Source organism: Curtobacterium sp. Csp1, from assembly GCF_013347185.1.
Map to the genome: position 1 here is coordinate 2,486,999 of NZ_CP054594.1, position 26,624 is coordinate 2,513,622.

General features: G+C 72.0%; 28 protein-coding genes and 4 pseudogenes. 15 read left to right on the forward strand and 17 right to left on the reverse strand.

Annotation, left to right across the window (positions count from 1 at the left end):
* Positions 1-135 precede the first annotated feature (135 nt).
* The 5 genes and pseudogenes from opgC (HUN58_RS11935) to HUN58_RS11955 form a co-directional block, all read right to left on the reverse strand.
* Positions 136-909 (reverse strand): OpgC domain-containing protein, encoded by a 774-nt coding sequence (gene opgC, locus HUN58_RS11935; protein WP_208745529.1) that lies wholly within the window; start codon positions 907-909, stop codon positions 136-138.
* On the reverse strand, positions 804-2,510 hold the full coding sequence (opgC, locus tag HUN58_RS11940; protein ID WP_254631470.1) for an OpgC domain-containing protein: 1,707 nt from the start codon (positions 2,508-2,510) through the stop codon (positions 804-806). Before opgC (HUN58_RS11940) ends, opgC (HUN58_RS11935) begins: the two co-directional genes overlap by 106 nt.
* Before the next feature lie 98 nt (positions 2,511-2,608).
* A pseudogene (locus HUN58_RS21070) lies at positions 2,609-2,911 on the reverse strand (ATP-binding protein); the annotation flags it as partial.
* Positions 2,908-4,935: a glycosyltransferase gene (locus HUN58_RS11950; RefSeq protein WP_229666782.1), complete on the reverse strand. Its 2,028-nt coding sequence runs from the start codon at positions 4,933-4,935 to the stop codon at positions 2,908-2,910. The gene HUN58_RS11950 and the pseudogene HUN58_RS21070, both read right to left, overlap by 4 nt.
* 120 nt (positions 4,936-5,055) lie before the next feature.
* Entirely contained in the window at positions 5,056-5,790 is a 735-nt protein-coding gene (locus HUN58_RS11955; protein WP_141860420.1) for a TetR/AcrR family transcriptional regulator, read from the reverse strand.
* 122 nt (positions 5,791-5,912) lie between these two features.
* Between HUN58_RS11955 and HUN58_RS11960 the strand changes: the two genes are divergently transcribed.
* Positions 5,913-6,845: an NAD-dependent epimerase/dehydratase family protein gene (locus tag HUN58_RS11960; RefSeq protein WP_141860418.1), complete on the forward strand. Its 933-nt coding sequence runs from the start codon at positions 5,913-5,915 to the stop codon at positions 6,843-6,845.
* 159 nt (positions 6,846-7,004) lie between these two features.
* On the opposite strand, the gene HUN58_RS11965 is transcribed toward HUN58_RS11960, so the two are convergent.
* Both HUN58_RS11965 and HUN58_RS11970 read right to left on the reverse strand, forming a co-directional pair.
* Entirely contained in the window at positions 7,005-8,828 is a 1,824-nt protein-coding gene (locus HUN58_RS11965) for a DEAD/DEAH box helicase (RefSeq protein WP_229666783.1), read from the reverse strand.
* Between the two features lie 135 nt (positions 8,829-8,963).
* Entirely contained in the window at positions 8,964-9,440 is a 477-nt protein-coding gene (locus tag HUN58_RS11970; RefSeq protein ID WP_114848853.1) for a MarR family winged helix-turn-helix transcriptional regulator, read from the reverse strand.
* 98 nt (positions 9,441-9,538) lie between these two features.
* Between HUN58_RS11970 and HUN58_RS11975 the strand changes: the two genes are divergently transcribed.
* From HUN58_RS11975 to HUN58_RS11980, 3 genes are all read left to right on the forward strand, one after another.
* Entirely contained in the window at positions 9,539-11,275 is a 1,737-nt protein-coding gene (locus tag HUN58_RS11975; RefSeq protein ID WP_254631471.1) for an MDR family MFS transporter, read from the forward strand.
* Between the two features lie 74 nt (positions 11,276-11,349).
* Entirely contained in the window at positions 11,350-11,541 is a 192-nt protein-coding gene (locus HUN58_RS20565) for a hypothetical protein (RefSeq protein ID WP_254631472.1), read from the forward strand.
* A gap of 106 nt (positions 11,542-11,647) precedes the next feature.
* Positions 11,648-12,238 (forward strand): TetR/AcrR family transcriptional regulator, encoded by a 591-nt coding sequence (locus tag HUN58_RS11980; protein ID WP_114848851.1) that lies wholly within the window; start codon positions 11,648-11,650, stop codon positions 12,236-12,238.
* 136 nt (positions 12,239-12,374) lie between these two features.
* On the opposite strand, the gene HUN58_RS11985 is transcribed toward HUN58_RS11980, so the two are convergent.
* On the reverse strand, positions 12,375-13,220 hold the full coding sequence (locus HUN58_RS11985) for an SDR family NAD(P)-dependent oxidoreductase (RefSeq protein WP_368075745.1): 846 nt from the start codon (positions 13,218-13,220) through the stop codon (positions 12,375-12,377).
* Between the two features lie 91 nt (positions 13,221-13,311).
* On the opposite strand from HUN58_RS11985, the gene HUN58_RS11990 reads away from it, so the two are divergent.
* A complete protein-coding gene (locus HUN58_RS11990) occupies positions 13,312-13,875 on the forward strand; it encodes a TetR family transcriptional regulator (protein ID WP_180225642.1) in 564 nt (187 codons plus the stop codon).
* 38 nt (positions 13,876-13,913) lie between these two features.
* Positions 13,914-14,351 (forward strand): VOC family protein, encoded by a 438-nt coding sequence (locus HUN58_RS11995; protein WP_180225643.1) that lies wholly within the window; start codon positions 13,914-13,916, stop codon positions 14,349-14,351.
* On the opposite strand, the gene HUN58_RS12000 is transcribed toward HUN58_RS11995, so the two are convergent.
* Positions 14,348-14,617: a hypothetical protein gene (locus HUN58_RS12000; RefSeq protein WP_180225644.1), complete on the reverse strand. Its 270-nt coding sequence runs from the start codon at positions 14,615-14,617 to the stop codon at positions 14,348-14,350. The genes HUN58_RS11995 and HUN58_RS12000 overlap by 4 nt on opposite strands.
* Before the next feature lie 126 nt (positions 14,618-14,743).
* Here HUN58_RS12000 and HUN58_RS12005 point away from each other — a divergent pair, with 126 nt between their 5' ends.
* From HUN58_RS12005 to HUN58_RS12015, 3 genes are all read left to right on the forward strand, one after another.
* Complete coding sequence (locus tag HUN58_RS12005; protein WP_254631473.1) at positions 14,744-15,535, forward strand: Ltp family lipoprotein; 792 nt, start codon at positions 14,744-14,746, stop codon at positions 15,533-15,535.
* Positions 15,536-15,610: 75 nt separating this feature from the next.
* Positions 15,611-15,916 carry a hypothetical protein gene (locus HUN58_RS12010; protein WP_114848846.1) on the forward strand — a complete coding sequence of 102 codons (306 nt, stop codon included), beginning with the start codon at positions 15,611-15,613 and terminating at the stop codon, positions 15,914-15,916.
* Positions 15,917-15,957: 41 nt separating this feature from the next.
* The gene (locus HUN58_RS12015) at positions 15,958-16,836 is read left to right on the forward strand and encodes a DUF808 domain-containing protein (RefSeq protein ID WP_141860410.1); all 879 of its coding nucleotides are present in this window, start codon (positions 15,958-15,960) and stop codon (positions 16,834-16,836) included.
* Positions 16,837-16,961: 125 nt separating this feature from the next.
* Here HUN58_RS12015 and HUN58_RS12020 read toward each other — a convergent pair whose 3' ends face one another.
* The 5 genes and pseudogenes from HUN58_RS12020 to mtnN all read right to left on the reverse strand — a co-directional run bounded on the left by HUN58_RS12020 (position 16,962) and on the right by mtnN (position 20,250).
* Positions 16,962-17,186 (reverse strand): hypothetical protein, encoded by a 225-nt coding sequence (locus HUN58_RS12020; protein WP_141860408.1) that lies wholly within the window; start codon positions 17,184-17,186, stop codon positions 16,962-16,964.
* Positions 17,187-17,319: 133 nt separating this feature from the next.
* Complete coding sequence (locus HUN58_RS20570; RefSeq protein ID WP_368075805.1) at positions 17,320-17,829, reverse strand: KUP/HAK/KT family potassium transporter; 510 nt, start codon at positions 17,827-17,829, stop codon at positions 17,320-17,322.
* Positions 17,830-17,917: 88 nt separating this feature from the next.
* Positions 17,918-18,782, reverse strand: a pseudogene (locus tag HUN58_RS20575) (KUP/HAK/KT family potassium transporter); the annotation flags it as partial.
* Between the two features lie 31 nt (positions 18,783-18,813).
* Positions 18,814-19,170: pseudogene (locus HUN58_RS20580) on the reverse strand (KUP/HAK/KT family potassium transporter); the annotation flags it as partial.
* Between the two features lie 369 nt (positions 19,171-19,539).
* A complete protein-coding gene (gene mtnN / locus HUN58_RS12030; RefSeq protein ID WP_114848842.1) occupies positions 19,540-20,250 on the reverse strand; it encodes a 5'-methylthioadenosine/S-adenosylhomocysteine nucleosidase in 711 nt (236 codons plus the stop codon).
* A gap of 121 nt (positions 20,251-20,371) precedes the next feature.
* Here mtnN and HUN58_RS12035 point away from each other — a divergent pair, with 121 nt between their 5' ends.
* Positions 20,372-21,832 carry a cell wall metabolism sensor histidine kinase WalK gene (locus HUN58_RS12035; RefSeq protein ID WP_208745531.1) on the forward strand — a complete coding sequence of 487 codons (1,461 nt, stop codon included), beginning with the start codon at positions 20,372-20,374 and terminating at the stop codon, positions 21,830-21,832.
* A complete protein-coding gene (locus HUN58_RS12040; RefSeq protein WP_114848840.1) occupies positions 21,829-22,515 on the forward strand; it encodes a hypothetical protein in 687 nt (228 codons plus the stop codon). Before HUN58_RS12035 ends, HUN58_RS12040 begins: the two co-directional genes overlap by 4 nt.
* A 33-nt stretch (positions 22,516-22,548) precedes the next feature.
* On the opposite strand, the gene HUN58_RS12045 is transcribed toward HUN58_RS12040, so the two are convergent.
* A complete protein-coding gene (locus HUN58_RS12045; RefSeq protein WP_208745458.1) occupies positions 22,549-23,229 on the reverse strand; it encodes a hypothetical protein in 681 nt (226 codons plus the stop codon).
* A gap of 125 nt (positions 23,230-23,354) precedes the next feature.
* On the opposite strand from HUN58_RS12045, the gene HUN58_RS20940 reads away from it, so the two are divergent.
* Genes HUN58_RS20940 through HUN58_RS20950 form a run of 3 tightly spaced genes read left to right on the forward strand, consistent with a single transcriptional unit; the run spans position 23,355 to position 24,731 of the window.
* On the forward strand, positions 23,355-24,032 hold the full coding sequence (locus HUN58_RS20940; protein WP_302694568.1) for a glycosyltransferase family 2 protein: 678 nt from the start codon (positions 23,355-23,357) through the stop codon (positions 24,030-24,032).
* Positions 23,999-24,169, forward strand: coding sequence for a hypothetical protein (locus tag HUN58_RS20945; RefSeq protein WP_302694569.1), 171 nt, complete (start codon positions 23,999-24,001; stop codon positions 24,167-24,169). The genes HUN58_RS20940 and HUN58_RS20945 overlap by 34 nt, the downstream gene beginning before the upstream one ends.
* Complete coding sequence (locus tag HUN58_RS20950) at positions 24,147-24,731, forward strand: hypothetical protein (protein ID WP_302694570.1); 585 nt, start codon at positions 24,147-24,149, stop codon at positions 24,729-24,731. Before HUN58_RS20945 ends, HUN58_RS20950 begins: the two co-directional genes overlap by 23 nt.
* Here HUN58_RS20950 and HUN58_RS12055 read toward each other — a convergent pair.
* Positions 24,664-25,674 carry a response regulator transcription factor gene (locus HUN58_RS12055; protein WP_254631474.1) on the reverse strand — a complete coding sequence of 337 codons (1,011 nt, stop codon included), beginning with the start codon at positions 25,672-25,674 and terminating at the stop codon, positions 24,664-24,666. The genes HUN58_RS20950 and HUN58_RS12055 overlap by 68 nt on opposite strands.
* Positions 25,675-25,676: 2 nt before the next feature.
* Between HUN58_RS12055 and HUN58_RS12060 the strand changes: the two genes are divergently transcribed.
* The gene (locus HUN58_RS12060) at positions 25,677-26,024 is read left to right on the forward strand and encodes a hypothetical protein (protein WP_058741171.1); all 348 of its coding nucleotides are present in this window, start codon (positions 25,677-25,679) and stop codon (positions 26,022-26,024) included.
* Positions 26,025-26,112: 88 nt separating this feature from the next.
* Here the strand turns inward: HUN58_RS12060 and HUN58_RS12065 are convergent.
* Positions 26,113-26,624 (reverse strand): annotated as a pseudogene (locus tag HUN58_RS12065) (hydrolase); the annotation flags it as partial.

Consider the following 26,624-nt stretch of genomic DNA (forward strand, 5'->3'; position numbering starts at 1 on the left):
CGGGCCGATCCGTGCAACGAAGGCCGATCCGCGCGTACTGGGTCGAATCGCGCGTACCAGGTCGTTCGTTCTGACCAGGTATGCGCGGATCGGCTTCCTACGTCACGCGCGATGGGAACGACCGCGCGGGCGGGGTCAGCGGGGGATGACCGAGAAGAGGAACTTCTTGCGGATCATGTACCAGACCAGCAGGATCAGCGCGGTGTGGGCGGCGAAGCCGATCCACCCGTTGAACCAGTCGACACCGGGGATCGACGCGATCGCCAGCGCGAAGAACACCTGCCACACGAAGACGTAGAGGCTCGCCTGCCCGATCGGGATCCAGAGCCAGCCGATCACCGCCGCGATCGGCTTCCAGAACACCGTGAGGATCGCGTACGACACGATCGCGAAGAACGCGATGTCGACGAGCCGGCCCCACTGCAGGTCCACGCGCTGGTAGGCCGTGTTGTAGAGCTGGTCGTACATCGTCGCGGGGAACGGGGTCGGGGTGAAGCCGAACTGGTTGCCCGCCCAGACGTAGACCAGGAACAGCGCGTACCCGGTGATGCCGACGCCGATGAGCACCTTGCCGAGCCGACCGGTGAGCGCGCCGATGACCTGTCGGCGGTAGTAGCCGAGCACGAGTCCGTGCGTGAAGACGACCTGCCAGGTGAGGAGGGGGAAGACCGCCTCGAACTGCGAGTTCAGCGGACGGAAGTCGGGGTTGAGGGCCTGGAAGACGTAGACACCCCAGCTGACGACGAGCAGCGCCCACCAGAACCCGCGCCGGATCACCCACATGAAGAGCGGGATGAACAGGCTCAGCACCACGAAGAGTCCCATGATGTTGAACGGCCACGGGCCCATCTCGAGCAGCAGGAACTGCCGGATCGCGTACCAGGGCGGCGGGTACGCGAGCAGCTGCATCGCGTTCGGGTACAGGTCGTACACGCGTCCCTCGGCCCGGTGTTCAGGAAGGGGATGAAGCTCATCGCGAAGACGACCAGGATCACCCCGAGGGTCACGAGGTACTGCTTCCGCGCACGCTTCCACGCGCCGACGGCGGCGACCCACTCGCCGAACTTCTTGATCGCGAACGGGTAGGTCATGCCGAGGACCATGCCGGACAGGAACACGAACATCTCGGCGCCGGTGATCGCGCCGGTCGCGTGCAGCGTGATGTACGAGTACGGTCCGCCGATCTCGATGTGCGTGATGACGACGGCGAGGATGATGAACCCGCGGAACAGGTCGAGCCGCAGGTCGCGCCCGGGCTTGCCGTCGTCGGGGTAGCGCCAGCTCGGCAGCAGGAGACCGACGAGGCCGCTGAGCAGGAACACCGCCGCCAGACCGGCCGCCAACCAGACGATCCACGCCATCTGGTCGCCGCCGGTCTCGTACTCCTGGCTGACGGCGGCGGCGCCGTCCTGCGGTGTGATCCGCTTGGTGACCGGCCCGAAGACGAAGTGGTCGGCGTCCTGCAGGTCGGTCCGGAACGACCCGGCGATCCCCGGGACGGCCGTGTCCCGCCAGTCCGCGACCCGGTTGCCGGCCTCGGGCTCGCGGCGGTTCGTCTCGAGGAACGTGACGCCGCGGACCTCGGGGTGCTGCTGCACGGCGGCGATCACCTGCCGCCACCACTCCTGCTTGACGGGGAACTCCGCGGCTCCCTTGAGCGAGTGGTCGTAGAGCGCCCCGGTGTCCAGGAGCATCGGACGGTCCTGGTCGACGGCGAAGCGCTGGGTGAAGGTGCCCTCGGTCTGCGGCTGCTGGTAGCCCCAGGTCTCGTCGAAGGTGGTGAGGGGGACCTCGCGCCCGGCGGCCTCGGGGCCGACCCAGTCGACGCTCGACGCACCGGGCCAGTACGGCGCGTACGGGTCGTCGGCCGCGGTGAGCTGTCCGTCGCCGTTCGTGTCGAGCTTCGACACGTCGGTCGCGGACAGGTCCTGCAGGCGGCCGGCGGACTCCCCGAAGGGGTAGCCGGCCCCGTACGACGGCGACCACACCATCGCGGCCGACGAGTCGCCGGCGTGCACGACGCCGGCGAGCGTGCGGAAGGCGTCGACGAACGCGGTCGGCTGCTGCCCCCACCGGACCCATGTACCGTTCATCTGCGGCGCGAAGCGGACGAGCACCCGGGTGTCGTACTGCCGGTGGACCTCCTCGAACAGGCGGTTCGCGGTCTCGGCGTCGGCGCGGGTCAGGGAGCCGAGCGACTGCGAGGGCTCGAGGCTGACGACGAGGACCGCTCCCTGGGCGGCCGTGGCCCGGGTCGCCCGGAGGAACTCCTTCCGGGCGCTCCGGTCGAAGGGGTACGCGATCTCGACGCCGTACATCGACGGCACGGCACCGAGTCGGCCCGCGTAGCCGTCGGGGCCATCGTCGCCCCAGTCGAGGTCCGGGCCGAACCACGCCCGGTCGGACGCCGGGAGCGCACCGCGGTCCGAGGCTGCCGCCGTCGCTGGGGACTGCGTCGCCGTGACCGCGGACGCCGGGAGCGCGCCGCCGAGCAGCAGCGTCCCGAGCACGACGAGGAGCGCGACGGCCTTGGCCAGGACGCCCCGTGCTCGAGCCGGTCGAGCGCGGCGATGGAGAGCGCGAGCCCGCGGCCGCTCTCCTCGTCGACGTCCGCCATCGTCACCGCGGACAGGTCGACGTCCGCCGGCTGCCCGTTGTCGGTGAGCACCGCGAGGAGCTCGCGGTCGGTCGCCAGGAGCTCGACCGTGTAGCGGCGGCCCTCGATCCGGTCGGTGCGCTTGGTGTGCTCGACGATGTTCGCGGCGACCTCGGCCAACGCGGTCTCGAGCGCGAAGCGGAGCCGCACGTCGTCGACGTCGAGCGTCTCCCACCAGGCGGCGAACCGGTCCTGCACCTCGTCGAGGGACGCGGCGACGGCCGGCACCTCGAAGGTCACGTGCTGCGTGGTCACAGCGGGCCTCCTGCGGTCGAGGACTCGTGTTCGGACTGCACCGTGCCGGGGCCGGGACCGCCGTAGCGGACCGCTCGGATCACGATGCTGAAGATGAAGAGGTCGAAGACGACCCAGGCGGAGTTGACGAGCGGGGCGATCCCCTCCGCCTGGCCGGTCAGGTAGCGGATGCCGATGAGCACCAGCGACGCGACGAGGGCCGCCATCGCGATGAGCTGCGGCTTGACGAGGTCCCACCGCGGCTTCTGCTCGGACTCGTCGCGGACCTTCGGGGTGACCCGGAAGCCGAGCGGCTTGCCCCGGAACACGTTCTCGAACGCGCTCGTCACGGACTCGATCCACACGGGGAACAGCGCGAGCGAGTACTGCTGCCCGCGCCACGTCGGTCTGCCCGCGGCGACCACCCAGAACAGTGCCTGGTTGAGCACGAGGAACGGGATGAGCCGCACGAAGAAGTCGACGCTGTACGCCTGGACCGGGACCACCCCGAACGACAGGCAGAGCACCGGGGCCGCGATGTAGACGACCGCGGCGAAGCCGGACAGGTAGCTCCACATCGTCGAGAAGTACATGAGGCGCTGCCCGAACGAGAGCCCCTTCTGCACGAGGGGGTTCTCGCGGAAGAACACCTGCATGGTGCCCTGTGCCCACCGGAGGCGCTGCACGAGCATGGTCGGCAGGTCCTCGGGCGCCAGGCCCTTGGCGAGGATCTCGTCGTGGTACGCCGACTTCCAGCCGAGGCCGTGCAGGCGCATCGCGGTCGCCATGTCCTCGGTGACCGAGATCGTGGCGAGCGGCATGATCGGCTGCGCCTCGTCGTCGCGGTTGACGTCGAGCGCGCGGGCCAGGACGGCGATCGACTCGATGGCCGCGACGGGCGAGGCCTCGCGCCGACCGAGGACGTCGAGTGCGGCGTCGTCGAGCCCGGCGAACGTGTCCGCCTCGGTCGACATCGCCGCCAGCTCCTGCAGGTCGCGGCGGACCGCCTCGAGGTCGGCGGCGGCGAACCGGAAGGCGATCGCGTCGATGCCGCGCTGGAAGTCGTACGTGACGTCGCCGAGCGGCTCGCCCCGGTCGATCTGGTCACGGGCGCGGTCGACGACCTGCTCGGCCCCGTCGAGCGCGTCGAGCACGCGCGGGTCGGTCTCGGTCTCGCGCGCCCGGGCCAGGAGCTTCCGCGAGGTCTTGATCGTCCGCTCGACGGACTCCTCGACCTCGCGCACGTAGCGGGTGACGCCGAGCTGCATGAGGGCCTCGCGGCGCAGGATCGCGTTCGAGCCGCAGAAGAACGCGGCGTTCCAGCCGTCCTTCGACTGCTGGATCGGCCCGTAGAACAGGGGCGCCTGACTTCCGAGGAGATCGGCGTCCGGGACGTTCTCGAACCACTGCGGGGTCTGCACGAGCGCCATCCGCTCATCCTTGAAGTACCCGAGCGTGCGGTCGAGGATCGACGGCTCCGGGACCTGGTCGGCGTCCAGGATGAGCAGGAACTCCCCCTGGGTGGCGAGCAGCGCGTTGTTGAGGTTGCCGGCCTTGGCGTGGCGGGGACGGTCGACCCAGTCGGCACCGCGGGTGATGACGCCGATCCCGAGTGCCTCTGCGGCGGCGCGCATCTCCGGACGGTTGCCGTCGTCGAGGATCCACGTGCTGTGCGGGTGTGTGATCGCCTTCGCCGCGCGGGCGGTGCGGACGACGAGCTCGACGGGCTCGTTGTACGTCGTGACGAAGACGTCGACCGTGACGTCCCCGGCCGGCTTCGTCGGCGGCTCCCCCCGCTCGCGCAGCCGCCACGCTCCGAAGGCGAACAGGAGCGAGTCGATGACGCTGTAGGTCTCCGCCAGGATCAGCGGCACCGCGATCCACCACGAGTGCCAGTTCACGGAGGCGGCCCAGCGCCAGACGATGTAGTTCACGCCGGCGATCGAGGCGAGCAGGGCGACCGTCCGGACCACGGCGAGCCGCCGGGTCGGGGTGCCGGTCGTGAGCCGTCGCCGGTCCTGGCGGCTGACGTCGAGCGCCGTCATCGGCATCCTTCCCTGCTGCTGCCGGACAGCGCTGGTGAGTGCGCTGCATACCAGCCTGTCTACCGCAGGACACGAGGACCTGTCAGCCCGACGCCCCGATGAAGCGCCGCCCGACCACGCTCAGCGGCCCGCGAGCCCCAGGTCGTACGCGAGGTGGACGACGACCTCGTCGAAGTAGGCATCAGGATCGGACACCGATCCGACGGCGTGACCGAACAGCTCGAAGGACAGGACCCCGAACACCGTGGTCCACGCCATGAGCAGGCGGAGCACGGCTTCGGGGTGCGGGTCGGTGTGGAAGCCCCGCTGTCGCGTGTAGGCGACGGCGTCGGCGATCGCGGTGGCCGTCCGCGCCGGGTCACCCACCGCGGGGCCGGTCCCGGTCCGCGACGGACCCTCGTCCGGGTCGTCCCAGACCTCGGTGACGATCCGGACGAGCACGTGCGTCGCCCGCGAGGCCGGCTCGATCGTGTCCTGCGGTGCGACGTAGCCGGGCACGGGTGAGCCGTAGAGCAGTGCGAAGTCGCCGGGGTGGGAGGTCGCCCACGTGCGGATCGCCCGGCACGCCGCCGTCCAGCGGCCGAGGTGGTCGGCCCGGTCGACCGGCGCCTCGGCGGACTCGACAGCGGCGCCGAGCTCGTCGTAGTCCGCGACGAGCAGCGCCGTGAGCAGGTCGTCCCGGCTCGGGAAGTACCGGTAGACGGCGGAGGACACGAGTCCGACGTCCCGCGCGACGGCACGCAGGCTGAGCTGCGCGGGACCCTCCTCGGTCAGGCGCGCCCGAGCTGCAGCGAGGATCCGCGCGCGGACGGTCTCGCGCGCCAGGGCGCGGGCGGTCGGGGCCTTGTCGGACATCTCGTCAGGATGCCATGCGAGAGCAGTGCACACAAACAAGAGCACTGCTCTTGCTAACGGAGCCGATGCGCGCCACACTGCTTTCGAGAGCACCGCTCTCCGAATCGATCCAGGAGGCCACCATGTCCCGTCACCACGTCGTCGTCGGCGCCGGTCCCGTCGGGCGGCACGTCGCCGCCCACCTCGCCGACCGCGGGGAGGAGGTGGTCGTCGTCACGCGGTCCGGCCGCGCCACCGGCCTGCCCGGAGTCCGGCACGAGGCGCTCGACGCGTCCGACGCCCGTGCACTGACCCGCGTCACCGAGGGCGCCGCTGCGCTCTACAACTGCGCCAACCCCGGCGACTACACACAGTGGGAGCGGGTGTGGCCGCCGCTCGCGGACGCCCTGCTGACCACCGCCGAGCGCACCGGGGCCGTGTACGGCATCACCGGCAACCTGTACCCGTACGGACCCGTCGACGGACCGATGCGTGAGGACCTGCCCGACGCGGCGACGGACCACAAGGGCGTGCTGCGGGCACGGATGTGGGCGGACGCCCGGGCCGCGCACGAGGCCGGACGCCTGCGGGCCGTCGAGGTCCGCGGTTCGGACTACGTCGGGCCCGGCATCGGCCAGAACGGGCACGTGACGCGGGTGTTGCCCGCCGCCCTGCAGGGGAAGGCCGTGACGGTGATCGGCCGGACCGACCGGCCGCACACCTACACGGACGTGCAGGACGTCGCGCGGACGCTCGTCGCGGCGGTCGGCGACCCCTCGTCGCACGGGCGCACCTGGAACGTCCCGTCGAACCCACCCCGGACCCAGGAGCAGGCGCTCACCGACGTGCTCCACGCCGCTGGTCGTCCGCCGGTCCGCGTGCGCGGGCTGCCGATGGGACTGGTCCGGGCCATCGGCCTGGTCACGCCCCTGATGCGCGAGCTCGCACAGCTCGGGTACCAGTGGACCGCGCCGTACGTGCTCGACGACCGGCAGGCGCGGGCGCACTTCGGCATCGAGCCGACGCCGTGGGACGAGGTGTGCCGCCGGACCCTGTCGGGACTCGTGACGGCGTAGCGAACGGCGCCCCCGAACGCACCGACACGCCCCCGAACGCACCGAGACGCCCCCGAACGCACCGAGACGCCCCCGAACGAGCGAGACGCCCCGGATCCGGGGGCGTCTCGGCAACGGCAGGGCGTCTCGGCAACGGCGCCGAGCCGGCGACCTCGCGTCTCAGTACCGGGGCTTGCGCGGCGCGCGCTCCCGGTCGCCACCACGGAACCCGCGGTCGTCGCGGTCGCGGTCGCGATCCCGGCCCCCGCCACGCGGCCCACGGTCGTCCCGGTCCCGGTCACGCCGCACGCCACCACCCCGGCGGTCCGGCTTGATCTCGATGAGCTTCCCGCTGATCCGGGTGTCCGACAGCCGGTCGAGCACGCCGGCGTCCATGTCCCGCGGCAGCTCCACGATGGAGAAGTCCGGCCGGATCTGGATCGCGCCGAAGTCGTCACGGCGCAGGCCGCCCTCGTTCGCGAGCGCGCCGACGATCTGCCGGGGCTCGACGCGGTGGCGACGCCCGACCTCGATGCGGTAGGCGGTCATCGGCTGCGAGCGACGCGGACCACGGTCCTCGCGGTCCCGGTCGGGCCGGGCGGCGCGGGCACCGTCGCGGTCGACCTGGTTCCGCAGCTGGTCGTCGGCGGGGTCGAGCAGCAGCGGCGACTCCCCCTGCGCGACCACCGCGAGCGCGGCGGCGACGTCGTCGGCCGGCACGTCGTGGTTCCGCACGTAGTGGGCGATGACGTCGCGGAACGCCGTGATCCGGTCCTGCTGCTCGAGCGCCGCGGTGATCGCGTCGTCGAAGCGGGTCAGGCGGGTCTCGTTGACGTCGTCGATCGTCGGGAGCTGCATCTGCGTGAGCGGTTGCTTGGTGTGGCGTTCGATCGCCGAGAGCAGGCGGCGCTCGCGCGGCGTGACGAAGCTGATCGAGTCGCCCTTGCGTCCGGCGCGACCGGTGCGGCCGATGCGGTGCACGTAGGACTCGATGTCGACGGGGATGTCGAAGTTCACGACGTGCGTGATGCGGTCGACGTCGAGACCGCGGGCGGCGACGTCGGTCGCGACGAGGATGTCGAGCTTGCCGGACTTCAGCTGGTTGACCGTCCGCTCGCGCTGCGCCTGGGCGACGTCACCGCTGATCGCGGCGGCGGCGTACCCGCGGGCGCGGAGCTTCTCGGCGAGGGTCTCGGTCTCGCTCTTGGTGCGGACGAAGATGATCATGCCCTCGAAGTCCTCGACCTCGAGGATGCGGGTGAGCGCGTCGACCTTCTGCGGGTACGACACCATCAGGTACCGCTGCGTGATGTTCGCCGCGGTCTTGGTCTTCGTCTTGACGGTGATCTCGGCCGGGTCCGTCAGGTACTGCTGCGAGATGCGGCGGATCTGCGCGGGCATGGTCGCCGAGAACAGCGCGACCTGCTTGTCGTCCGGGGTCTCGGCGAGGATCGTCTCGACGTCCTCGGCGAAGCCCATCTTGAGCATCTCGTCGGCCTCGTCGAGCACGAGGTACTTCAGCTCGGACAGGTCGAGCGTGCCCTTCGCGATGTGGTCCATGATGCGACCGGGCGTGCCGACGACGACGTCGACGCCGCGGCGCAGGGCGGACAGCTGCACGCCGTACGCCTGGCCGCCGTAGACCGGCAGCACGTGCACGTGCTTCATGTGGGAGGCGAACTGCTCGAACGCCTCGCAGACCTGGAGCGCGAGCTCGCGGGTGGGCGACAGCACCAGGGCCTGCGGCACCTTCGCGCCCGACTCCATGCGGGACAGGATCGGCAGCGCGAACGCCGCCGTCTTGCCGGTCCCGGTCTGCGCGAGGCCGACGACGTCGCGCCCCTCGAGCAGCGTCGGGATGGTCGCCTCCTGGATCGCGGAGGGGGTCTCGTAGCCGATCTCCTTGACGGCCTTGAGCACCGGGTCGCTCAGGCCGAGGTCGGCGAAGGTCACCACGGGCCCCTCGTCGGTGGTCTCGGTGGTGGTGGCGGTGTCCGTGCTCATGCGGAAACGGTACCCCGGCTGCGACCTGCGCGGCGACCGCGCGTGGTGACGGAGCACCGGACTGGAGGCTCGTGGCGGGCCCCGCCACGAGCCTCCGGTCCGTCCCCGGTCTCGTCCGCGACGCGGGCCGCGTGGTCAGGCCGCGTCGTCGCGGTCCGGCGCGCCGATGCCGAGGACGGTGTCCGCACGGTCGTTGAGGCGGGCCAGCAGTCCGGCCAGCGTGCGCAGCTCGTCGGTCGCGAAGGCCTGCGTGAGCTCGTCGACGGCCTCGGCGCCGGCGACGTCGAGCCGGTCGAGCAGCCGGCGACCGGCGTCGGCGACCGCGACCAGGCTCGCGCGTCCGTCCGCGGGGTCGGGCGAGGTGTCGAGGTACCCGGCCTCGACCAGCGACGCGACCCGACGGCTGACGACCGGCCGGGACAGCCCGGTCGCGTCGGCGATCGCCATCGAACGGACGGCACCGAAGTGGTCGACAGCCCGCAGGATCACGCGCGCCGTCGGGTCGAGCCCGCCGCGCGACTCGATGAGCGACGAGCGGAGCGCCTGGCGGACCCAGAGCCGGTCGAGCTGCGCGTGCAGGAGCCGCTCGGCGGCGGCGCGGTCCTCGGTCACGCGGCCAGGGTACCGGCGCCCAAATTAGTTGCTTGCTGGAAGCAATGGATGTATCGTTGCGCGGTCTGCAAAGTTACACAGCCAGAAAAAGGAGTTCGATGACCGCCACCGCACCCGTCCCGGTGCAGCACGGCCGCCACGCGGCCGAGGCGCCCGCGGCGACCGCCGCGCCCGCGCCCGGCACGCCCGGCCAGCAGCCGCTCATGACGCACCGCCAGATCCTCCTCGTGATCTACGGCCTGATGGCGGGCATGTTCCTGTCGTCCCTCGGCCAGACGGTGTTCGGCACGGCCATCCGCACCATCGGCGACGACCTGCACGGGCTCGACCAGCAGGCGTGGGTCACGACCGCGTACCTGATCACGTCGACCATCGCGACGCCGATCTACGGCAAGCTCTCCGACATCTTCGGCCGCCGACCCCTCTACATCTTCGGCATCGTGGTGTTCATCCTCGGCGCCGTGCTCTCGTCGATGTCCACCTCGATGCTCATGCTCGCCGCGTTCCGCGCGGTGCAGGGCATCGGCGCCGGCGCCCTGATGTCGCTGCCGCTCGCGATCATGGGCGACATCCTCGCCCCGCGCGAGCGCGCCAAGTACCAGGGCTACTTCCTGGCCGTGTTCGGCATCTCGTCGGTCATCGGCCCGCTCATCGGCGGCCTGCTCGCCGGCTCCTCCGAGATCCTGTGGATCACCGGCTGGCGCTGGGTGCTCCTCATCAACGTCCCGATCGGTGTCGCCGCGCTCATCATGGTGATCGTCTTCCTGCACCTGCCGAAGGTGCACGGCAAGGGCGACAAGCCGAAGGTCGACTGGTGGGGCGCCACGGCGGTGATCGTCACGCTCGTGCCGCTGCTGCTCGTCGCCGAGCAGGGCCGCACCTGGGGCTGGGGCTCCCCCGCCGCGATCGCGAGCTACGTCATCGGCGCGCTCGGTCTCGTCGCGCTGCTGCTCGTCGAGGCGAAGATGGGCGACGCGGCGATCATCCCGCTCAAGCTCTTCCGGTCCGGCACCTTCTCGATGGCCACGGTCATCGGGTTCCTGGTCGGCTTCGCGATGTTCGGTGCCATGCTGACCATCCCGCTCTACCTGCAGATCGTCGTCGGCCTCACCCCGACCGAGTCCGGCTTCGCGACGCTGCCCCTGGTCGGCGGGCTCATGATCGCGTCGATCACCTCCGGCCAGATCGTCGCCCGCGTCGGTCGCTACCGGATCTTCCCGGTCATCGGCACGTTCCTGGTCTCCGCCGGCTACGTCGTCCTGACCTTCATGACGATCGACAAGCCGCTCTGGTTCCTGATGATCGGCATGTTCCTCATCGGCCTCGGGCTCGGCTCGGTCATGCAGTCGCTGACCCTGGCGTCCCAGGGCTCGGTCGAGGCCCGGGACATGGGCGTCGCGACCTCGTCGGCGACCTTCTTCCGGCAGATCGGCGGCACGCTCGGCAAGGCCGACCTGAAGCCGGCGCTCTCCGCCGCACTCGACCCGACCGTGGCGGGCAAGGCCGAGAACCAGGGCGCGATCGACAAGATCTGGGCCCCGATCACCGCGCCGCTCACGAAGACCGTGCAGTCACAGCTCGACGACGCGACCGCGCAGGCGAAGCAGGCCGCCGACGCGCAGGTCGTGTCGAAGGTCAGCGCTGCCGTCCAGGCCCAGGTCGACGCCGGGGCGCTGCCCGAGGCCGCCGCCCAGACCGTCATCGACCAGCAGGTCGCCGACGCCACGCCCGCTGCCGAGGCCGCCGCGCTCGACGCCGTGGCGACGAAGGCCCACGCGGGCGTGCAGGACGGCACGGTGACCGTCGACTGGTCGGACGCCTCGCAGCGCACGTAACCGACTCGAACGCCACGAGCACGAACGACACCTCGTTCCTGACCGGTGCGGACAGCCGGCTGACCCGGCCGTTCATGGCGGGGTTCAACGCCTCGTCCGTGACGATCTACTGGGTCGGACTCGGGGTGATCCTGCTCGCGTTCGTCCTCACCTGGTTCTTCCGGGTGCCGCCGCTCCGCCAGCGTTCGGCGCTGCAAGAGCAGCACGACGAGGCGAACGGGCCGGTCTCGCCGCCGCCGAGGCCGGGTCCTTCACGGGGCCGATGACCGGCTCCACGCCGACCCAGCGTCGGTGACCACGCGGCCGGTCCGGGTGCACCGCGCACCGGGACCGGCCGCTCCCGCCCCACCCACCCTCCACCCAGGAGTGCACGTGACCACCACAGCAGCACCGGACCCGGCCACCGCGCCGTGCACGTTGCGCGAGCGGAAGAAGCAGCAGACCCGGCAGGCGCTCCACGACGCCGCGCTCACGCTCGTGTCCGAGCACGGTCTCGACGGCGTCACCGTCGAGCAGATCTGCGCCGACGCCGACGTCTCCCCGCGGACCTTCTTCAACTACTTCACGTCGAAGGCGCACGCCGCGCTCGGCCTCGACACCGTGGAGGTCCCCGCGTGGGCTGCCTCGCGCTTCGCCGAGGCCGACGGGCGGCTGGTCGACGACCTTTGCACGCTCATCGCCTCGACCGTCCCGCTGTCGCCCGACCGTCGGCGCATGAAGGAGCTGCTCGTGCTCCGGCCCGAGATGGCCTCGATGGTGATGCGGTGGATGGCCGAGTCGCGGCAGTCGCTCCTCGCCACCGTCGGTGTCCGGACCGACGAGCAGACCGCGCGGACTGCGGTCGGGCTGGTGATGTCCGCGCTGTCCGAGGTCGCACACCGGGACACCGTGGGCGACAGTGATGAGCTCGACGCGCGGCTCCGGGTCGTCGTGGCGGAGATGGGCGCGCTGGCTTCGGCGTAGGGCGCGTCTCGGGGCGGACCCGCTGCCGCTGCCGCTGGCTCGGCGAGACGCCCCCGGGTGGCCGAGACACCGCCGCTCCCGGAGCCGTCTGGACGGGGCCGAGGCGTCTCGAGGCACGTGGGGCGTCTCGGCGGGGTCACGCGAGCAGCGTGCGGGTTCCCGTAATGCAGCCGCCGGTGCCGCGGGACCGCCCTATGCTCGGTCCCGCCGACCACGGTCGGCGGGAACCCGTGTCGGCGGCGCCAACGTCGTCGTCGTCGACACCGGGGGTCCCCGCTCGGCGGACCGGGTCAGACGACCGACCACCCGCCGTCGGACGGCAGCACGACGCCGTTGACGTTCGCCCGACCTGCATGATCGGTCCGACCCGACCGGCCGCGTACTCGCTCTGCATCGGTGCCTCGATGTTCGTCGCGACCGCACCGGGCGCGACCGCGTTCGCGCGGATGCCCTGCGGGCCGTGGAAGAACGCCACGCTCTTCGTGAAGCCGGCGATCGCGTGCTTGGACGCCGTGTAGGCGGCCCCGGCGGCGGAGGCCCGGAGCGCCGCCTCGGAGGCGACGTTCACGACCGCACCGCGACCGGCCCCGATCATCACCGGCAGGACGGCCCGGGTCAGCCGCATCGGACCGGTCACGTTGACGCTGAAGACGCGGTCCCAGGTGGCGTCGTCGACCTCGTCCGGCGGCAGGAACGCGTCCATGATCCCGGCGACGTTCGCGAGTCCGTCGATGCGCGGGCCCGCGGCGGCCAGCAGGGCGTCGATCGTCGCCGGGTCGGCGACGTCGCCGACGACGGACTCGACGGCGCGCCCCGGGAGGTCGTCCCGGAGCGTGTCCAGCCGCTCGGGCACGACGTCGGTCGCGACGACGCGGCCACCCTCGTGCGCGATGTGCGTCGCCGTGGCGCGTCCGATGCCGGACCCCGCTCCCGTGACGATGATGGTCTTGCCGGCGAACCGTCCGGCGGTGGTGTCGCTCACGTCGTCTCCTCGTCGAGGTGCGCAGTGCGCGAGCTGCGCAGGTGCGCGGTGTCCACCACCTAGTTGTAGCACTCAGTGCCGAAAGGATGCCATGGGAACCGTCGGACGCCCGCGCACGATCGATCCGGATGCGGTGTCGCTCGTCGCGCTCCGGATGTTCGACGACCTGGGCTTCGACGCCGTCTCGATGGACGAGGTCGCGGCGGCCGCCGGGGTCAGCCGTCGTTCGTTGTTCCGCCTGTTCCCGAGCAAGGCCGCGCTGGTCTGGGGCGGCCTCGACGAGTTCGCCGACCGCTTCACCGCCGCGCTGCGGGAACGCCCGACGAACGAGACGTCCGCGGACGCCCTGCGGGCCGCGTACCGGATCGGCGCGACCTTCCCGGACGACGTCGTCGAGACGACTCGGCACCGACTCCGGGTGATCCGCGCGGAGCCGACGCTCGGCCTGGTCGGCGCGGAGACGATCGCGGCCCTGACGAGGACCGTCGTCCGGTTCGTCGCGGAGCGGGACGGGCGATCGCACACCGACCTCGAGGTGGTCGTGCGGGCGAACGTCCTGGTCGCGGCCGCGAGCGCCGCACTCACGTGGTGGGCGGTCGACGGCGACGGACGCCCCGAGGACGCCGTCGACCGCGCCCTCTCGATGCTCGGCTGATGCTCGCGGTCCGCGACGCTCTGGCGTAGCGTCGGCGCATGGACGTCAGCGGACCGGCACCGTACTTCCTGCTCCCCGGGACGGCACGGGCAGCGCTCACCCGGTGGCAGCGGGTCTTCGGCGGCAAGCTCCGGATCGCCACCTACGCCGACTTCTCCCGCGACGACGGTCCGGCCGACGCCGTGGCGCACGGCGAGCTCGTCGGTGGTCTCCGGCTGTTCGCGGCGGACGCCGGCGGCGACGACGAGTCCTTCGCGGCGTCGGGCCTGCTCTTCTCCCTGCTCGGCGCGGCGGAACCCGAGGTCCTCCGGCGGTGGTTCGGGGACCTGGCGATCGACGGCACCGTGGTGGACCCGCTGCAGCAGCGGCCGTGGGGCGACTGGGACGGCACCGTCCGGGACGCCTTCGGGGTCACGTGGCTGATCGGCTTCGAGGCGACCGCGCCCACGATCACCCCGGCCCCGCCTGCCTCCTAGGCGGCGTCGGCGGGCAGCAGCGGGGCCCAGAACGCGTCCGGACCGTCGGCGACGACCGCGTCCCGATCGAACCGGAAGCCGTACTCGCGCACGAAGTCGAGGGCCGCGGCCTGCTCGTCCTCGGCGTCGTCCTGTGCGGCGTCGAACAGGTAGACGCCGTGCCCCATCGCGACTCCCGCGTCGCCGATGACGGAGAGGTCCCAGCGACCGGGCTCGGCGCGTTCGATCCGGACGACGGCGGCCTGTGCAGCGGAGAAGTCAGCCATGTCGCGAGCATACGGACGGGATCCTGCGGCCGTTCAGGTCGACGTCCCGCGATCACCGAAGAGTGGGGAACCGCAAGACTCGCCGCAATTCTCTGGGAAATCACAGACTTGAGGCATACTCCTCGCATGACAACACCCGAGCCGCAGGGAGCCGGCATGTCGCAGACGCCTCCCCCGTTCCCCCAGTACCAGGGTCACGGCCCTGGGCTCCCGCCGTCCCAGCCGGGCGGCCTGACCCCGAAACGCGCTGCTGGGCTGGCGATCGCTGCACTCGTCGTCGGCATCGCGGCCTTCCTCTTCGGGCTCATCCCGGTGTTCGGGGCACTCGTCGGCATCGCGGCGATCATCCTCGCTGTGCTCGCGATCCGACGACAGCAGTCGAAGGGCCTCGCGGTCACCGGACTGGTCCTCGGCATCCTGGCGACGCTCTCGTCCGTCGGCACGGCCGCAGGTCTCGGCGCGCTCTTCAGCTCGGACGAGGTGCGGCAGGCAGCGGTCGTGGCTGCATCCCCGACACCTGTCCAGGAGCAGGAGTCGCCGTCGAGTGAGCCCGCCGCTCCGGAGTCGGAGGAAGCAGCTCCGGCCGAGGCCGCACCGGCGCAGCCCGACGTCCCTGCTGACTTCACCTCAGCACTGAACAAGGCCGAGAGCTACTCCGAACTCATGCACATGAGCAAGGCCGGCATCTACGACCAGCTCACGTCCGAGTACGGAGAGAAGTTCTCGCCAGAGGCCGCGCAGTACGCCGTCGACACCGTCCAGGTCGATTGGAACGCGAACGCACTCGCCAAGGCGAAGGACTACCAGTCATCGATGTCGATGTCGCCGGACGCGATCCGCGACCAGCTGACGTCCGAGTTCGGGGAGAAGTTCCTCCCTGCAGAAGCGGACTACGCCATGGCGCACCTGAACGACTGACCTCGTACCAGCGCGACGGGCGGAGGGCGCTCTCGAACAGCACCTCCGCCCGACGCCATCCCCTAGCCTGAACGCATGGACGCCCCGCAGCCGTCCGGCACGACGAGGCGCCGGATCACGCTCACCATCGACCGGCCCTGGTGCACCTGGGGCGCCCGCCCGACGGTGACGATCGACGGCGTCGGGCACCCCGCGCAGTGGGGCACCGGCACGTGGGCGGTCGCCGAGTCCGGCGACACCGAGGTGGGCGTCTACCTGTACAACCGGGTCTGGCGGTTCGGCGCCGCGCACGCCACGGTGGGCACCGCGGATACCCTGCGCTACCGCAGCGGCGTCCTGCCCCTCGGACCCGGGACGATCACGCCCGAGCCGACGGTCTGACACCACGGGTTCGCAGGTTCCGGCCCAGTAGTCTGAGGAACATGTCAGTCGGGTTGCTCGCCGTGGTGGACGACATCCTCTCCGCGGCCCTCAAGGCCAGCGCGAAGACCGCCGGCGTGGTGATCGACGATGCGGCGGTGACCCCGCAGTACGTGCAGGGCCTGGAGCCCGCGCGTGAGCTGCCGGTGGTCGGGCGCATCGCCCTGGGCAGCCTGTTCAACAAGTTCGTCATCATCATCCCCCTGGCCCTGCTGCTGTCGGCCTTCGCGCCGTGGGTGCTCCCGTGGCTCCTGGTGATCGGCGGCACGTACCTGTGCTTCGAGGGCGCCGAGAAGGTCACCGAGTGGTTCGGGGTGCACCACGCGGCGCACGGCGACGAGCAGCCGACGACCGAGCCGAAGCTCGTGTTCGGCGCGATCCGCACGGACCTCATCCTGAGCACCGAGATCATGCTCATCGCGCTCGCGAGCCTGGACACGAGCCTCGGGTTCTGGCCGACCGTCGGGGCCCTCGCGCTCATCGGCGCCGGCATGACCGCGCTCGTCTACGGCGCGGTGGCGCTCCTGGTCAAGGTCGACGACATCGGCCTGCAGATGATGAAGCAGGAGTCGCGCCGCACCCGACGTGTGGGCGCCCGGGTCGTCGCCGCGATGCCGACGGTGTTCCGCGTGATCAGCATCGTCGGGACCGTGGCGATGCTCTGGGTCGGCGGGCACCTGGTGATCGCGAACCTCGCCGAGACGTTCTGGTCCGGACCCTACGACCTGCTGCACGTGGTCGAACACGCGGTGGAGGCTGCCGGACCGGTCGTCACCTGGATCGTCGACACGGCCGTGTCCGCCGTCCTCGGGCTCGTGCTCGGCATGGTCGTCGTGGGCATCGTGCTCGGCGTCGGTCGGCTGCGGCGCCGCTCGCACTGACGGCGGCGGCGACCTCACGCGCTCAGCGACACCTCACGGCCGCGAGTGCACGTGAAGTGTCGCTGAGCACGTGGACTCGCGCGCGCCGCGCGCCGCACGCGCACCGCACATCGCACGCGCGCGCGTCAGCGTCCGCCGTCCCCCGGCGACGACGTCGACCACTGGTACCACGCCTCGAGCTGCGCCTGCGCACTCCCGAGCGCACTGTGCGATCCCCGGACGGCCCCGTCCACCGACGCGAGCTCGTACTGCCGTTCGAGCACGATCGTCCCGAGCACGGTGTCCCCCTCGAGCGCACACCACGTCGTCGCGGAGTCCTGTCGCCAGGTGAGGGGGTGCACGTGTGCCATCGGGGGCGGCTTCCGCTCGGTGCCGCAGGAGCCCGGATGGCGGAACGACTGCTCGGACGCTACGCCGTCCGGCTGGACGGTGCTCAGCATCGGAGCAACGAGCAGCACCGCGGCACGCAGCCCACGGCCGCGGTCAGATCTCGACGTCGCTGCCCATCGTCACGGTGCGCTGCGCCGGCAGCCCGAACCGCGCGGCGGGATCGGCGGCGTTGTGCGCGAGCCCCACGAACAGCTTCTTCCGCCACCGCGCCATGCCCCGGTTGCCCGGCTGCGGCCGGAGCGCGCCGCGGGAGATGAAGTACGACGCGTGCTGCATCTCGTCCGGGTCGATGTCGAGCACCTCGGCCAGGCACGCGGCGTGCAGGGCACGGGGCAGGTCCTGGTCGTCGGAGAACCCGAACTTCACGGTGATGTGGTCGATCCCGTCGTCCTCGTATCCCAGGTCGTCGCGGAAGAACGCCTTGGCGTGCGGGACGTGCGGCACGTTGGCGGTGAGCACGGACACGATGAGCACGGTCCGGTGCATCACGTGGTTGTGCTCGACGTTCGCCCGGAGCGCGAGCGGGGTGGTCTCCTTGTTCGGGTGCGGGAAGATCGCGATCCCCTCGACCCGCGGGATGTGCTTCGTGTTGACGCGCTCGATGAACTCGGCGAGGGACCCCTCGCGCTCCTACGGCCAGCGCGATCAGGAGCGGGACCCACCCGCCGTGCAGGATCTTCGACAGGTTGCCGGCGAGGAAGGTCAGCTCGAGCCCACCGAAGACGACCGCGGCGAGCACGAGCTTCCACGTCTTCCACTGCCAGAGCGGCTTCACGACGAGCAGGAGCAGCAGGGTGTCGACGACGAGCGCGCCGGTCACGGACACCCCGTACGCGGTCGCGAGGCTCGCGGACGACCGGAACGCCAGCATGATCGCCATCACGCCGATGAACAGCAGCAGGTTCACGGCGGGCAGGTAGATCTGGCCGCCTTCTTCACGCGAGGTCTGCCGGATCGTCAGCGGCGGCAGCAGCCCGAGCTGCACGGCCTGCCGTGTCAGCGAGAACGCCCCGCTGATGACCGCCTGGCTCGCGATCACCGTGGCCGCGGTGGCGAGCACCACGACGGGGAGCCGCAGACCGTCGGGGAACAGCAGGAAGAACGGGTCCTTCGCCGCCGAGGGGTCCTCGAGCACGAGCGACGCCTGGCCGAGGTAGTTGAGCACGAGCGCCGGGAACACCACGAAGAACCACGCGCGCAGGATCGCCGGGCGACCGAAGTGCCCCATGTCGGCGTACAGCGCCTCGGCCCCGGTGATGACGAGGACGACCGCCCCCATCGCCACGAACGTGATGTACGGGTGCGCGACGAGGAACGTGACCGCCCAGGTCGGCGAGAGCCCCTGCAGGACGCCCGGGTGCGCGATGATGTGCGGCACGCCGGCCACCGCGATCACCACGAACCACAGGAGCATCACGGGACCGAACAGGTTGCCGACCTTGCCCGTGCCGAACCGCTGGACGGCGAACAGCAGCACGAGGATCATGCTCGACCGACGGCGCCGCGGTGGACAGGCCCTCGACCGCGGAGAGCACCGAGACCGCCGGTGTGATCACCGAGTCGCCGTAGAACAGCCACCAGGAAGATCGTCGCCCCGCCGCGGCGCTCGGCGTATAGCCGCCGTGCGAGGGCGGCGAGCGCCATCACCCCGCCCTCGCCGTTGTTGTCGGCCCGCATGAGCACGAGCACGTACTTGATCGACACGACGACCGTGACGCTCCAGAACATGATCGAGATGACGCCGTAGACGTCCTCCTGCGTCGCCTTGACGATGCCGCCGTCGATCGTGAAGACGGTGCGCAGCGCGTAGAGCGGGCTGGTGCCGATGTCGCCGAAGACGACGCCGAGCGCCGCCAGTGCCAGCGCGACGACGCCCTTGCCGGGGACGTGGCCGTCGTCGGCCACGGTGTCCGTGGTGGGCGACGGTGAGCGGGTCTCGGTCACGCGCGTCTCTTCCGTCAGGGTCGTCCGGGCGACGACCGCGGATCATCATCGCACCGACGGGCGCCTCCGGTTCGCAGGCGACCTCCACCTGTGGACAGCCGTGCGGAGACCGGCCTGCCGTTCGCTGTACCCCGACACCTCGACGCGTACAGGAACGGCGTCCTACCGTCGGCGACGAACAGAGCGCGGACACGCGCGGGAGGAGCACACCATGAACCTCGACGGCTTCGAACCGGCCCAGCTGATCGTCTTCGTCATCGCGGTGGTGCTGGTCTTCGGCGGACTGATCGCGAGCAGGCGCCGCCGCTGACGCGGCATCCCCCACCGGCCAGGAGGCACGGGGCCCGGTCCGGCGCGGACGTCGGCCCGTCAGACGGTCAGGTCGGTGACGACGTCGTGCGCGACGCGCGCCGCACGCGCGGACGCGTCGTCGAGGTGCTCCTTGAACTCGTCGCCGTCCGGCGCACAGAGGTCGCTGATCCCGCGGATCGACACGAACGGCATGTCGTGCACGTGGGCGAACTGGGCGATCGCCGCGGACTCCATGTCGACGGCCGCGACCTGGGGGAACGCCTCGCGCAGGACGCGCGCCCGTCCCTCGGTCACGAAGACCTCGCTCGAGCCGATCGTGGCCGATCGCACCCGGTACGGTGTCTCGGCGGCAGCGGCGACGTCGGCCATCCGTGCGTCCGGCGCGTAGCCCGGCGGCATGCCCGGCACCTGGCCGAGCGCGTACCCGAAGGCGGTCGCGTCCGCGTTCACGTTGACGTAGTGGTCGCCGACGACGACGTCGCCGATGGCGATCCCGCGCATCAGCCCACCGGCGGTGCCGACGCTGATCACGGGGACGGCGCCGAAGTCGTGGAAGCAGTGGGCGACGGCGGCGGTGGCGTTCGTGAAGCCGATGCCGCTGCGGCGGAGGGCGACCGTCCGGCCGCCGACGTCGAGCAGGTGGTGCTCGTCGTGTCCGCCGACGGGGCCGTCCTGCAGGACCACACCGCCGAACAGGTCGGCGACGGCGGCGAGCTCCTCGCTCATGGCCGCGATGACGACGGCGACGGGTCGGGACTCCTGGTGCACCGGACGATCCTCCCACGCCGCGCGCGTGCCAGCATGTCCACATGGGGACGCGCACGGACCGGGACGAGCGGGCTGGCCTGCGGGCGTTCCGCAACCAGCTCGCCGTGGCGAGTCGGTCGGGGTGCTCGCCGCCCTGGGGACCGCGCTGCCGCTGGCGGCCCTCGCGGTCGCGGCCGCGGTCCCCACGACCGTCGACCCGCGGTGGTTCGCGGCCGTGCTCGCCGTCGACGTCGCCGCGATCGCCCTGATCCGCGGGGACGTGCCGTCGGTCGGGATCAGCGCGCTGTTCACACTCCCCGCGCTGTGGTCCGGGTACGCATTCGGCTTCCCCGGTGCGGCGACCACCACGGCGTTCACGGTCGGCCTGCTCTGGGTCGGCGCGCCCGGCGAGTGGGTGACGATCGACTCCGGCGACACCGCCCGGCTGGTGTCACTCCCCCTCGTGATCGCCGCGGTCAGCGGGACCGCGGCCGCCCTGGCTCGCCGTGCCCGAGCCCGGCAGGCGCTCCTGCACGACCAGGCCGAACTGCTCCGTCGGCGCCTCGGCGAGGTCACCGCGCGCGAGGAACTCGTCCGCGCGGTGCTCGAGTCGGTGGACTTCGACGTGCTCGCCTTCGACGCCGAGGGGAACACCACGGTCACGAACGCCGGGCGCAGCGGCGCGGCCGCCCGGGACCTCGCCGCCCGCACCACGGCGGACGGGGTCGGGTCGCTCGTGCGGCGGACCCTGGACGGCGCCGAGCTCGAGGAGGAGCTCGTGCCGGTCCGGCGCGAGGACGGTCGAGCCAGGACGTACACGGTCAGCACGCGCCTGCTGCCCGACGAGGGCGGCGGGGGCGGCGTCCTCGTCGCGCGGGACGTCACCGCCGAGCGGAGTGCCCTGCAGGCCCGGGACGACCTGGTCGCCTCGGTGTCGCACGAGCTCCGCACACCGACCACGGCGGTCCTCGGCTCCGTGGAGCTCGCGCGCGAGGTGGACGGCCTGCCCGCGGACGCCGAGCGCCTGCTCGACGTGGCTTCCCGCAACGCCGAACGACTCGTCGAGCTCGTCGGCGGCATCCTCGACGCGGCCCGCGAGGAACGTGTCGACCTCGTGCTCGCACCGTGCGACCTGCTCGAGGTCGTCGACGCCGCGGTCGAGGCCGCCGAGCCCGCCGCCCGCGCCGCCGGGGTGACGCTCCGGACGAGCGCGGCGGCGTCCCCCGTGACGGTGGTCGCCGACGCCTTCCGGATCCGGCAGGTCGTCGACAACCTGGTGAGCAACGCCGTCAAGTACAACCACGACGGCGGCTGGGTCGAGATCGGGGCGCACGCGGTCGGCGACCTCGTGTGGCTCATCGTGCGCGACGACGGGATCGGCATCGCCGACGCCGACCAGGACCGGCTGTTCGAGCGGTTCTTCCGCGCCGAGAGCGTCCGGAGCACGGGGATCCACGGCACCGGGCTCGGCCTCGCCATCTGCCGGCAGATCGCCCGGCGGCACGGCGGGGACCTCACGGTTCTCAGCGTGCTCGGCGAGGGCACCACCGCGACGATGACGATCCCGGCAGCGGGACCTGACCGGACGGAGCCCGTCGCGTGAACCCCTACCTGCTCTGGACCGCGGTCGGCTGCGGCCTCGTCCTGCTCGCCACCGCGCTGGTGAGCCGTCGATCGGGCGCACGACGGCCGGACGTCCCCCGGAGTGCCCTCGACGCGGCGGTCGGCATCGTCGGGGCGTTCCTGGTCTGCATCGCCGCGGCGCTCTTCGCCGGGTCGGCCACCCGCGTGCTGGTCGTGTGGCTCGTCGTGCTGCTCACGGTCGGGCTCGTCTGCACGGTGCTCCGGGTCCGCCCGGGGAAGGCGGCGGCCGCGGGCGACGGCGTCCCGCAGCGGGCCGAGGCGCTCCCGGCGGCGCTGCGGATGCTCGACCGCGCGGACTACCACCAGGTGTCGGTCGTCCGCCTCGCGGTGACCGTCGGCGACGCCGCGCTGCTCGGGACCGCGTTCGGCTCCGAGACGGTCGACGCCGCTCGTGCTGCCCTGGCCCGGGCGCTCCGGGACGTCGTCCCGCCGGACGCCCCGCTGTGGACCGAGCAGCACGACCGGGTCGTGGCGCTCGTCCGGCAGGAGGAGTGCGACCTGACTGCCTGGCGCGCCGAGGTCGAGACGGCCCTCGTGGCGGTCTCGCCGGACCGCGTCCCGACCGTTCCGACGGCGACCTGGCGCACGACCTCGACCGACGACCTCGGCTACCGGCTCGACGACCTCGAGACCGACGACTGACGACGCCCCGCGACCGCCCGTCCTCCGGTGCGGTCAGCCCGCCGGTGCGAGGTCGATCGACAGCGTGTCGGTCGCGGTCTGCTGTGCCGTCGCGCCGCCGCTCCCCGCCGTGGTCTCGGTGAACACGAGCGTCACGATCGCCCGGAGCCGCGCGGCCTCGGCGGGAGCCGCCCCGAGCACGAAGGTCCCGGACCACGACTGCGGCGCGGCGACCGCGTAGCCCTGACCGTCCGCCTGCTCGGCGGGCGAGCCGTCCGACGCGACGTCGGCGCCCGACCCCGTCCGGTACGACACGGCGACGGCGGCCCGCACGAGCCGGACCTCGGCATCGCCGCCGGACCGGGTCGTCACGGACATCGAAAGGGGCTTGTCCGCTCCCGGGGTCCACTCGTCCATCGGCAGGGTCGACCAGTAGCGGACGTCCACCGTCAGGTCGCCGGCCTGCAGGGTCCGGCTCGCCGCCCCGGAGGCCAGGTCCCCACCGACGGCGGACGGCTTCGCGGACGGCGTGCGAGACGGCGCCCCGGACGCCGACGCGGACGGTGCCCCCGATGCCGACGCGGACGCCGATGCCGCGACCTCCCACGGCGGCGTCCCGCACCCGGCGAGCACGAGCACCGCACCGACCGCGAGCGCCGACACGGCTGCAGCCCGCGCCACGACCGGACGCCCCGTCGGCGGCCGCCCCACGACCGACCCCCGCCGAACCGTCATCGTCGCCCCCACTCCTGCGTCCAGAGCAGATCTTGAGGATCCGCTGCGCCATGGTAGCGCCGGCGCAGAGCGGTGGCCCGGAGACTCGGTGCAACCGCATCGACCCGAACGATCAGGAGCACCCCGTGTCCGCCACCCGACCCACCGAGGCCCCCCGCACGGTCCCCACCACCTCGACCGCCGCCGACCGCAGCCGCTACACGCGCCGCCACGACCCCGAGCTGGCCGCGTCGGTCCTCGACGACCTGCAGGCGCTGCCGGAGTACCGCCCGTCCATCGGCTGCGTCATCCCGGCCTACAACGAGGAGGAGAGCATCGCCGCCGTGCTCACCTCGCTCCTCGAGCAGACCCGGCTGCCGGACGTGGTGCACGTCGTGATCAACAACACGACGGACCGGACCTTCGACGTCGCCGCGGACTTCGCCGGCCCGCACGTGGTCGAGCGCGACGGCGTCGAGCAGCGCACCGAGGTCTACGTGCACGACATCGGCGAGAACCCGGACAAGAAGGTCGGGGCCCTGAACTACGGCTTCAGCCTCATCGAGGGCTGCGACTACATGCTCGGCGTCGACGGCGACACCACGGCGCACCCGGACGCCGTGGAGTGGCTGGCGCAGGAGATCGTCTCCGACGCGCGCATCGGCGGCATCTCCGCGATCTACTCGATCGGTTCGCCGCGTTCAACATGCAGAACATGCTCAAGGGCCGGAACATGGCGGTCCTCGGCGGCCAGTTCTCGATCTTCTCGATGCGCGCCCTGCACGAGGTCATGGACGCGAACCACCAGGGCTCGCCGTGGGTGAAGGACAGCGAGGTCGAGGACTCCCTGCTCTCGCTCCAGGTGAAGAGCGCCGGGTACCTCACCAAGATCAGCGCCCGCGCCCGCGCCGACGTCGGCGGGATGCACACCCTAGCTCATGTGGCCCGGGCAGCGCGGTGACACGAAGGGGCAGCCGTTCCACCCGAACCTGCGCCTGCGCTGGGTCGAGCACGCCTCGATGGCGATGAACTTCCTGACGCGCGTGCTCTTCGTGCTGCTGCTCGTCGCGTCCCTGTCGATCCACGCGTTCGTGTTCAGCCCGCTGTGGCTGGTCCCGCCGGTGGTCGCCGTCGCGCTGAACCTGCGGGTCGTCGCGTCCATGAAGCACCGCACGTGGCGCGACGTGCTGTTCGCGGCGCTCATCGCCCCGGCCGAGGTCTACATGTGGATCCGGCTCGGCCACTTCCTGCGCGCGTGGACCCGCTTCGCGAGCAAGAAGCAGACCGACAACTGGGCCGAGCAGGCGAAGGCCGAGCGCGGCTCGGGCAACGCGCACCTGGCGCCGGTCGCGATCGTCCTGCTCGTGATGGCCGCCGCGGTGTACGGATGGCTGCAGCTCGACGTCGTCGCGCAGTCCACGATCCTGTGGTTCGGCTGGCCGGTGCTCGCCGTGATCACGGCGATGCAGACCCTCGGGATGGTCGGCAAGCTGCTCCGCCGCCAGTTCGGGTACCGGGTCTGAGGGATGCCGCCTCCCCCGTCAGCCGGTAGCCGACGCCCCGGACCGTCACGACGAAGCGTGGCGCGTTCGGGTCGTCGGCGAGCTTGTTCCGCCGGTCGGCGTCGCCGATGTAGTGGGTGGTGACGTACGCGTCGTTCCGGACGGCCAGCGCCAGGTCCGCCTTGGACCGGACGCGGCGACGGGTCTCGACGAGCGTCGCGATGAGGTCGAACTCGGTCTTGGTCAGCTCGACCGGGACGCCGTCCACCCGGACGAGCCGGGCCTCCTGGTCGATCGCGAGCCCGTTGTGGTGCACCCACGCACCGTCGACGTCGGCCGGACCGACCGGCGAAGCCGGCGAGCCCGGCGACGCCGGACCGTCGGGCGAGGTCGGCGGGTCCGCGGCCACCGGAGGGGCGGGGACCTCGGGCGTGACCGTCGCGACGGACAGGACGGCCGAGGGCGCGGCGGACGCGACCGGGACCTCGCTCGCGGCGAGCGGACCGGTGCCGTCCGGGTCGCCGACCTCGGGCGCCGCGGGCTCCGCGATGCGCGGACGCCGGAGCATCGCCCCGAGCCTGGCCCGGAGTTCCCGCGGCCGGAAGGGCTTGACGAGGTAGTCGTCCGCACCGGCCTCGAGGCCCTGCAGGATGTCGATCTCGTCACCCATCGCCGAGATCATCACGATGTAGGTGCTGCTCGACTCCCGGATGCGCCGCGCCACCTCGAAGCCGTCGATCCCCGGCAGCGACACGTCGAGCGTCGTCACGACGGGCTCGTGCGCGAGGACCGCGCGCACGCCGTCCTCGCCGTTGCCGGTGCTGACCGTCGAGAAACCGGCCTGCATGAGCACCTGCTCGAGCAGGTAGCGGATGTCGAGGTCGTCCTCGATGACGACGGCGACGCGTCGTTCCTGTCCCGGGTCCGTCACGACGGAGTCCCCCTCCCCCGCCACGGTGGTCACCCGTGAACGGCACGCTGGTGGTCCTGGACGCGCACGACCGTGCCGAGCGGTACGGGTGGCTCGTCTCCGAGGAGTATTGCAGCACCCTCCTGCATGCGGACACCTGGGGATCCGCGCTCCGCGGCTTCGCGCCGGCCCCGGACGTGCTCCTGGTCGCGTCCCTCACGGACCGCGACGCCGCCGCCGTCGCGTCGATCGTCCGGGTCGGTCGCGCGCTCGGCGTCCGCGTGGTCTGCGACGGCTCGCGGACGGGCGAGGTCCTGCTCCGTGCAGCGGTCGCCGCCGGTGCCACCGGGTGGGACGGCTCGGCTGCGTCCGCCGGGGCCGCCTTCGCCCCGCCCGTCGCGTGACGCGACCACCCACCGGACGGGAGGCACGGTGCGGCCCCGCCACGTGCCTCCCGTCCGGTGGTCCCCGCCCCGGTGACGGGCCGCGCCGCTAGGGGGCGAGCACCGCGTCCACGGCGACCGCGAAGGCGTCCGCCCCGCCGTGGTCGTCGGCGGTGACCGTGACAACGGCGTGGTCGGCGGACATGACCATCTGGCCGTACGCGCCGTGCAGGCGCCAGAGCCGCCCTGGCCCGCCCCAACCCGCCATCGCGTACCGGTCGTAGCCGGGGTCCGCGTCGGGTCGGACGACCCAGTCCGTGTGCATCGCGTCGCACCACCGCGCCCCGACGACGCGCCGTCCGTCCACGACGCCGCGGTCGCGCACCAGGCGGCCGAGGCGGGCGACCTCCTCGGTGCGGAGCGCGATGCCGGCCCCGCCGGCGACGAACCCGCGGGAGCAGCGCTCCCAGGTGACGCCGTCGACGCCGAGCGGCGTGAACAGGCGGTCCGCGACGAACGCGCCGACGTCGCCGACCCGGGTCTCGAGGACGCGCATCGCCGTGTACGTGCTCACGTTCGAGGAACTCGGCGGCGAGGTCCGGCCACTCGGTGAGCTCCGTC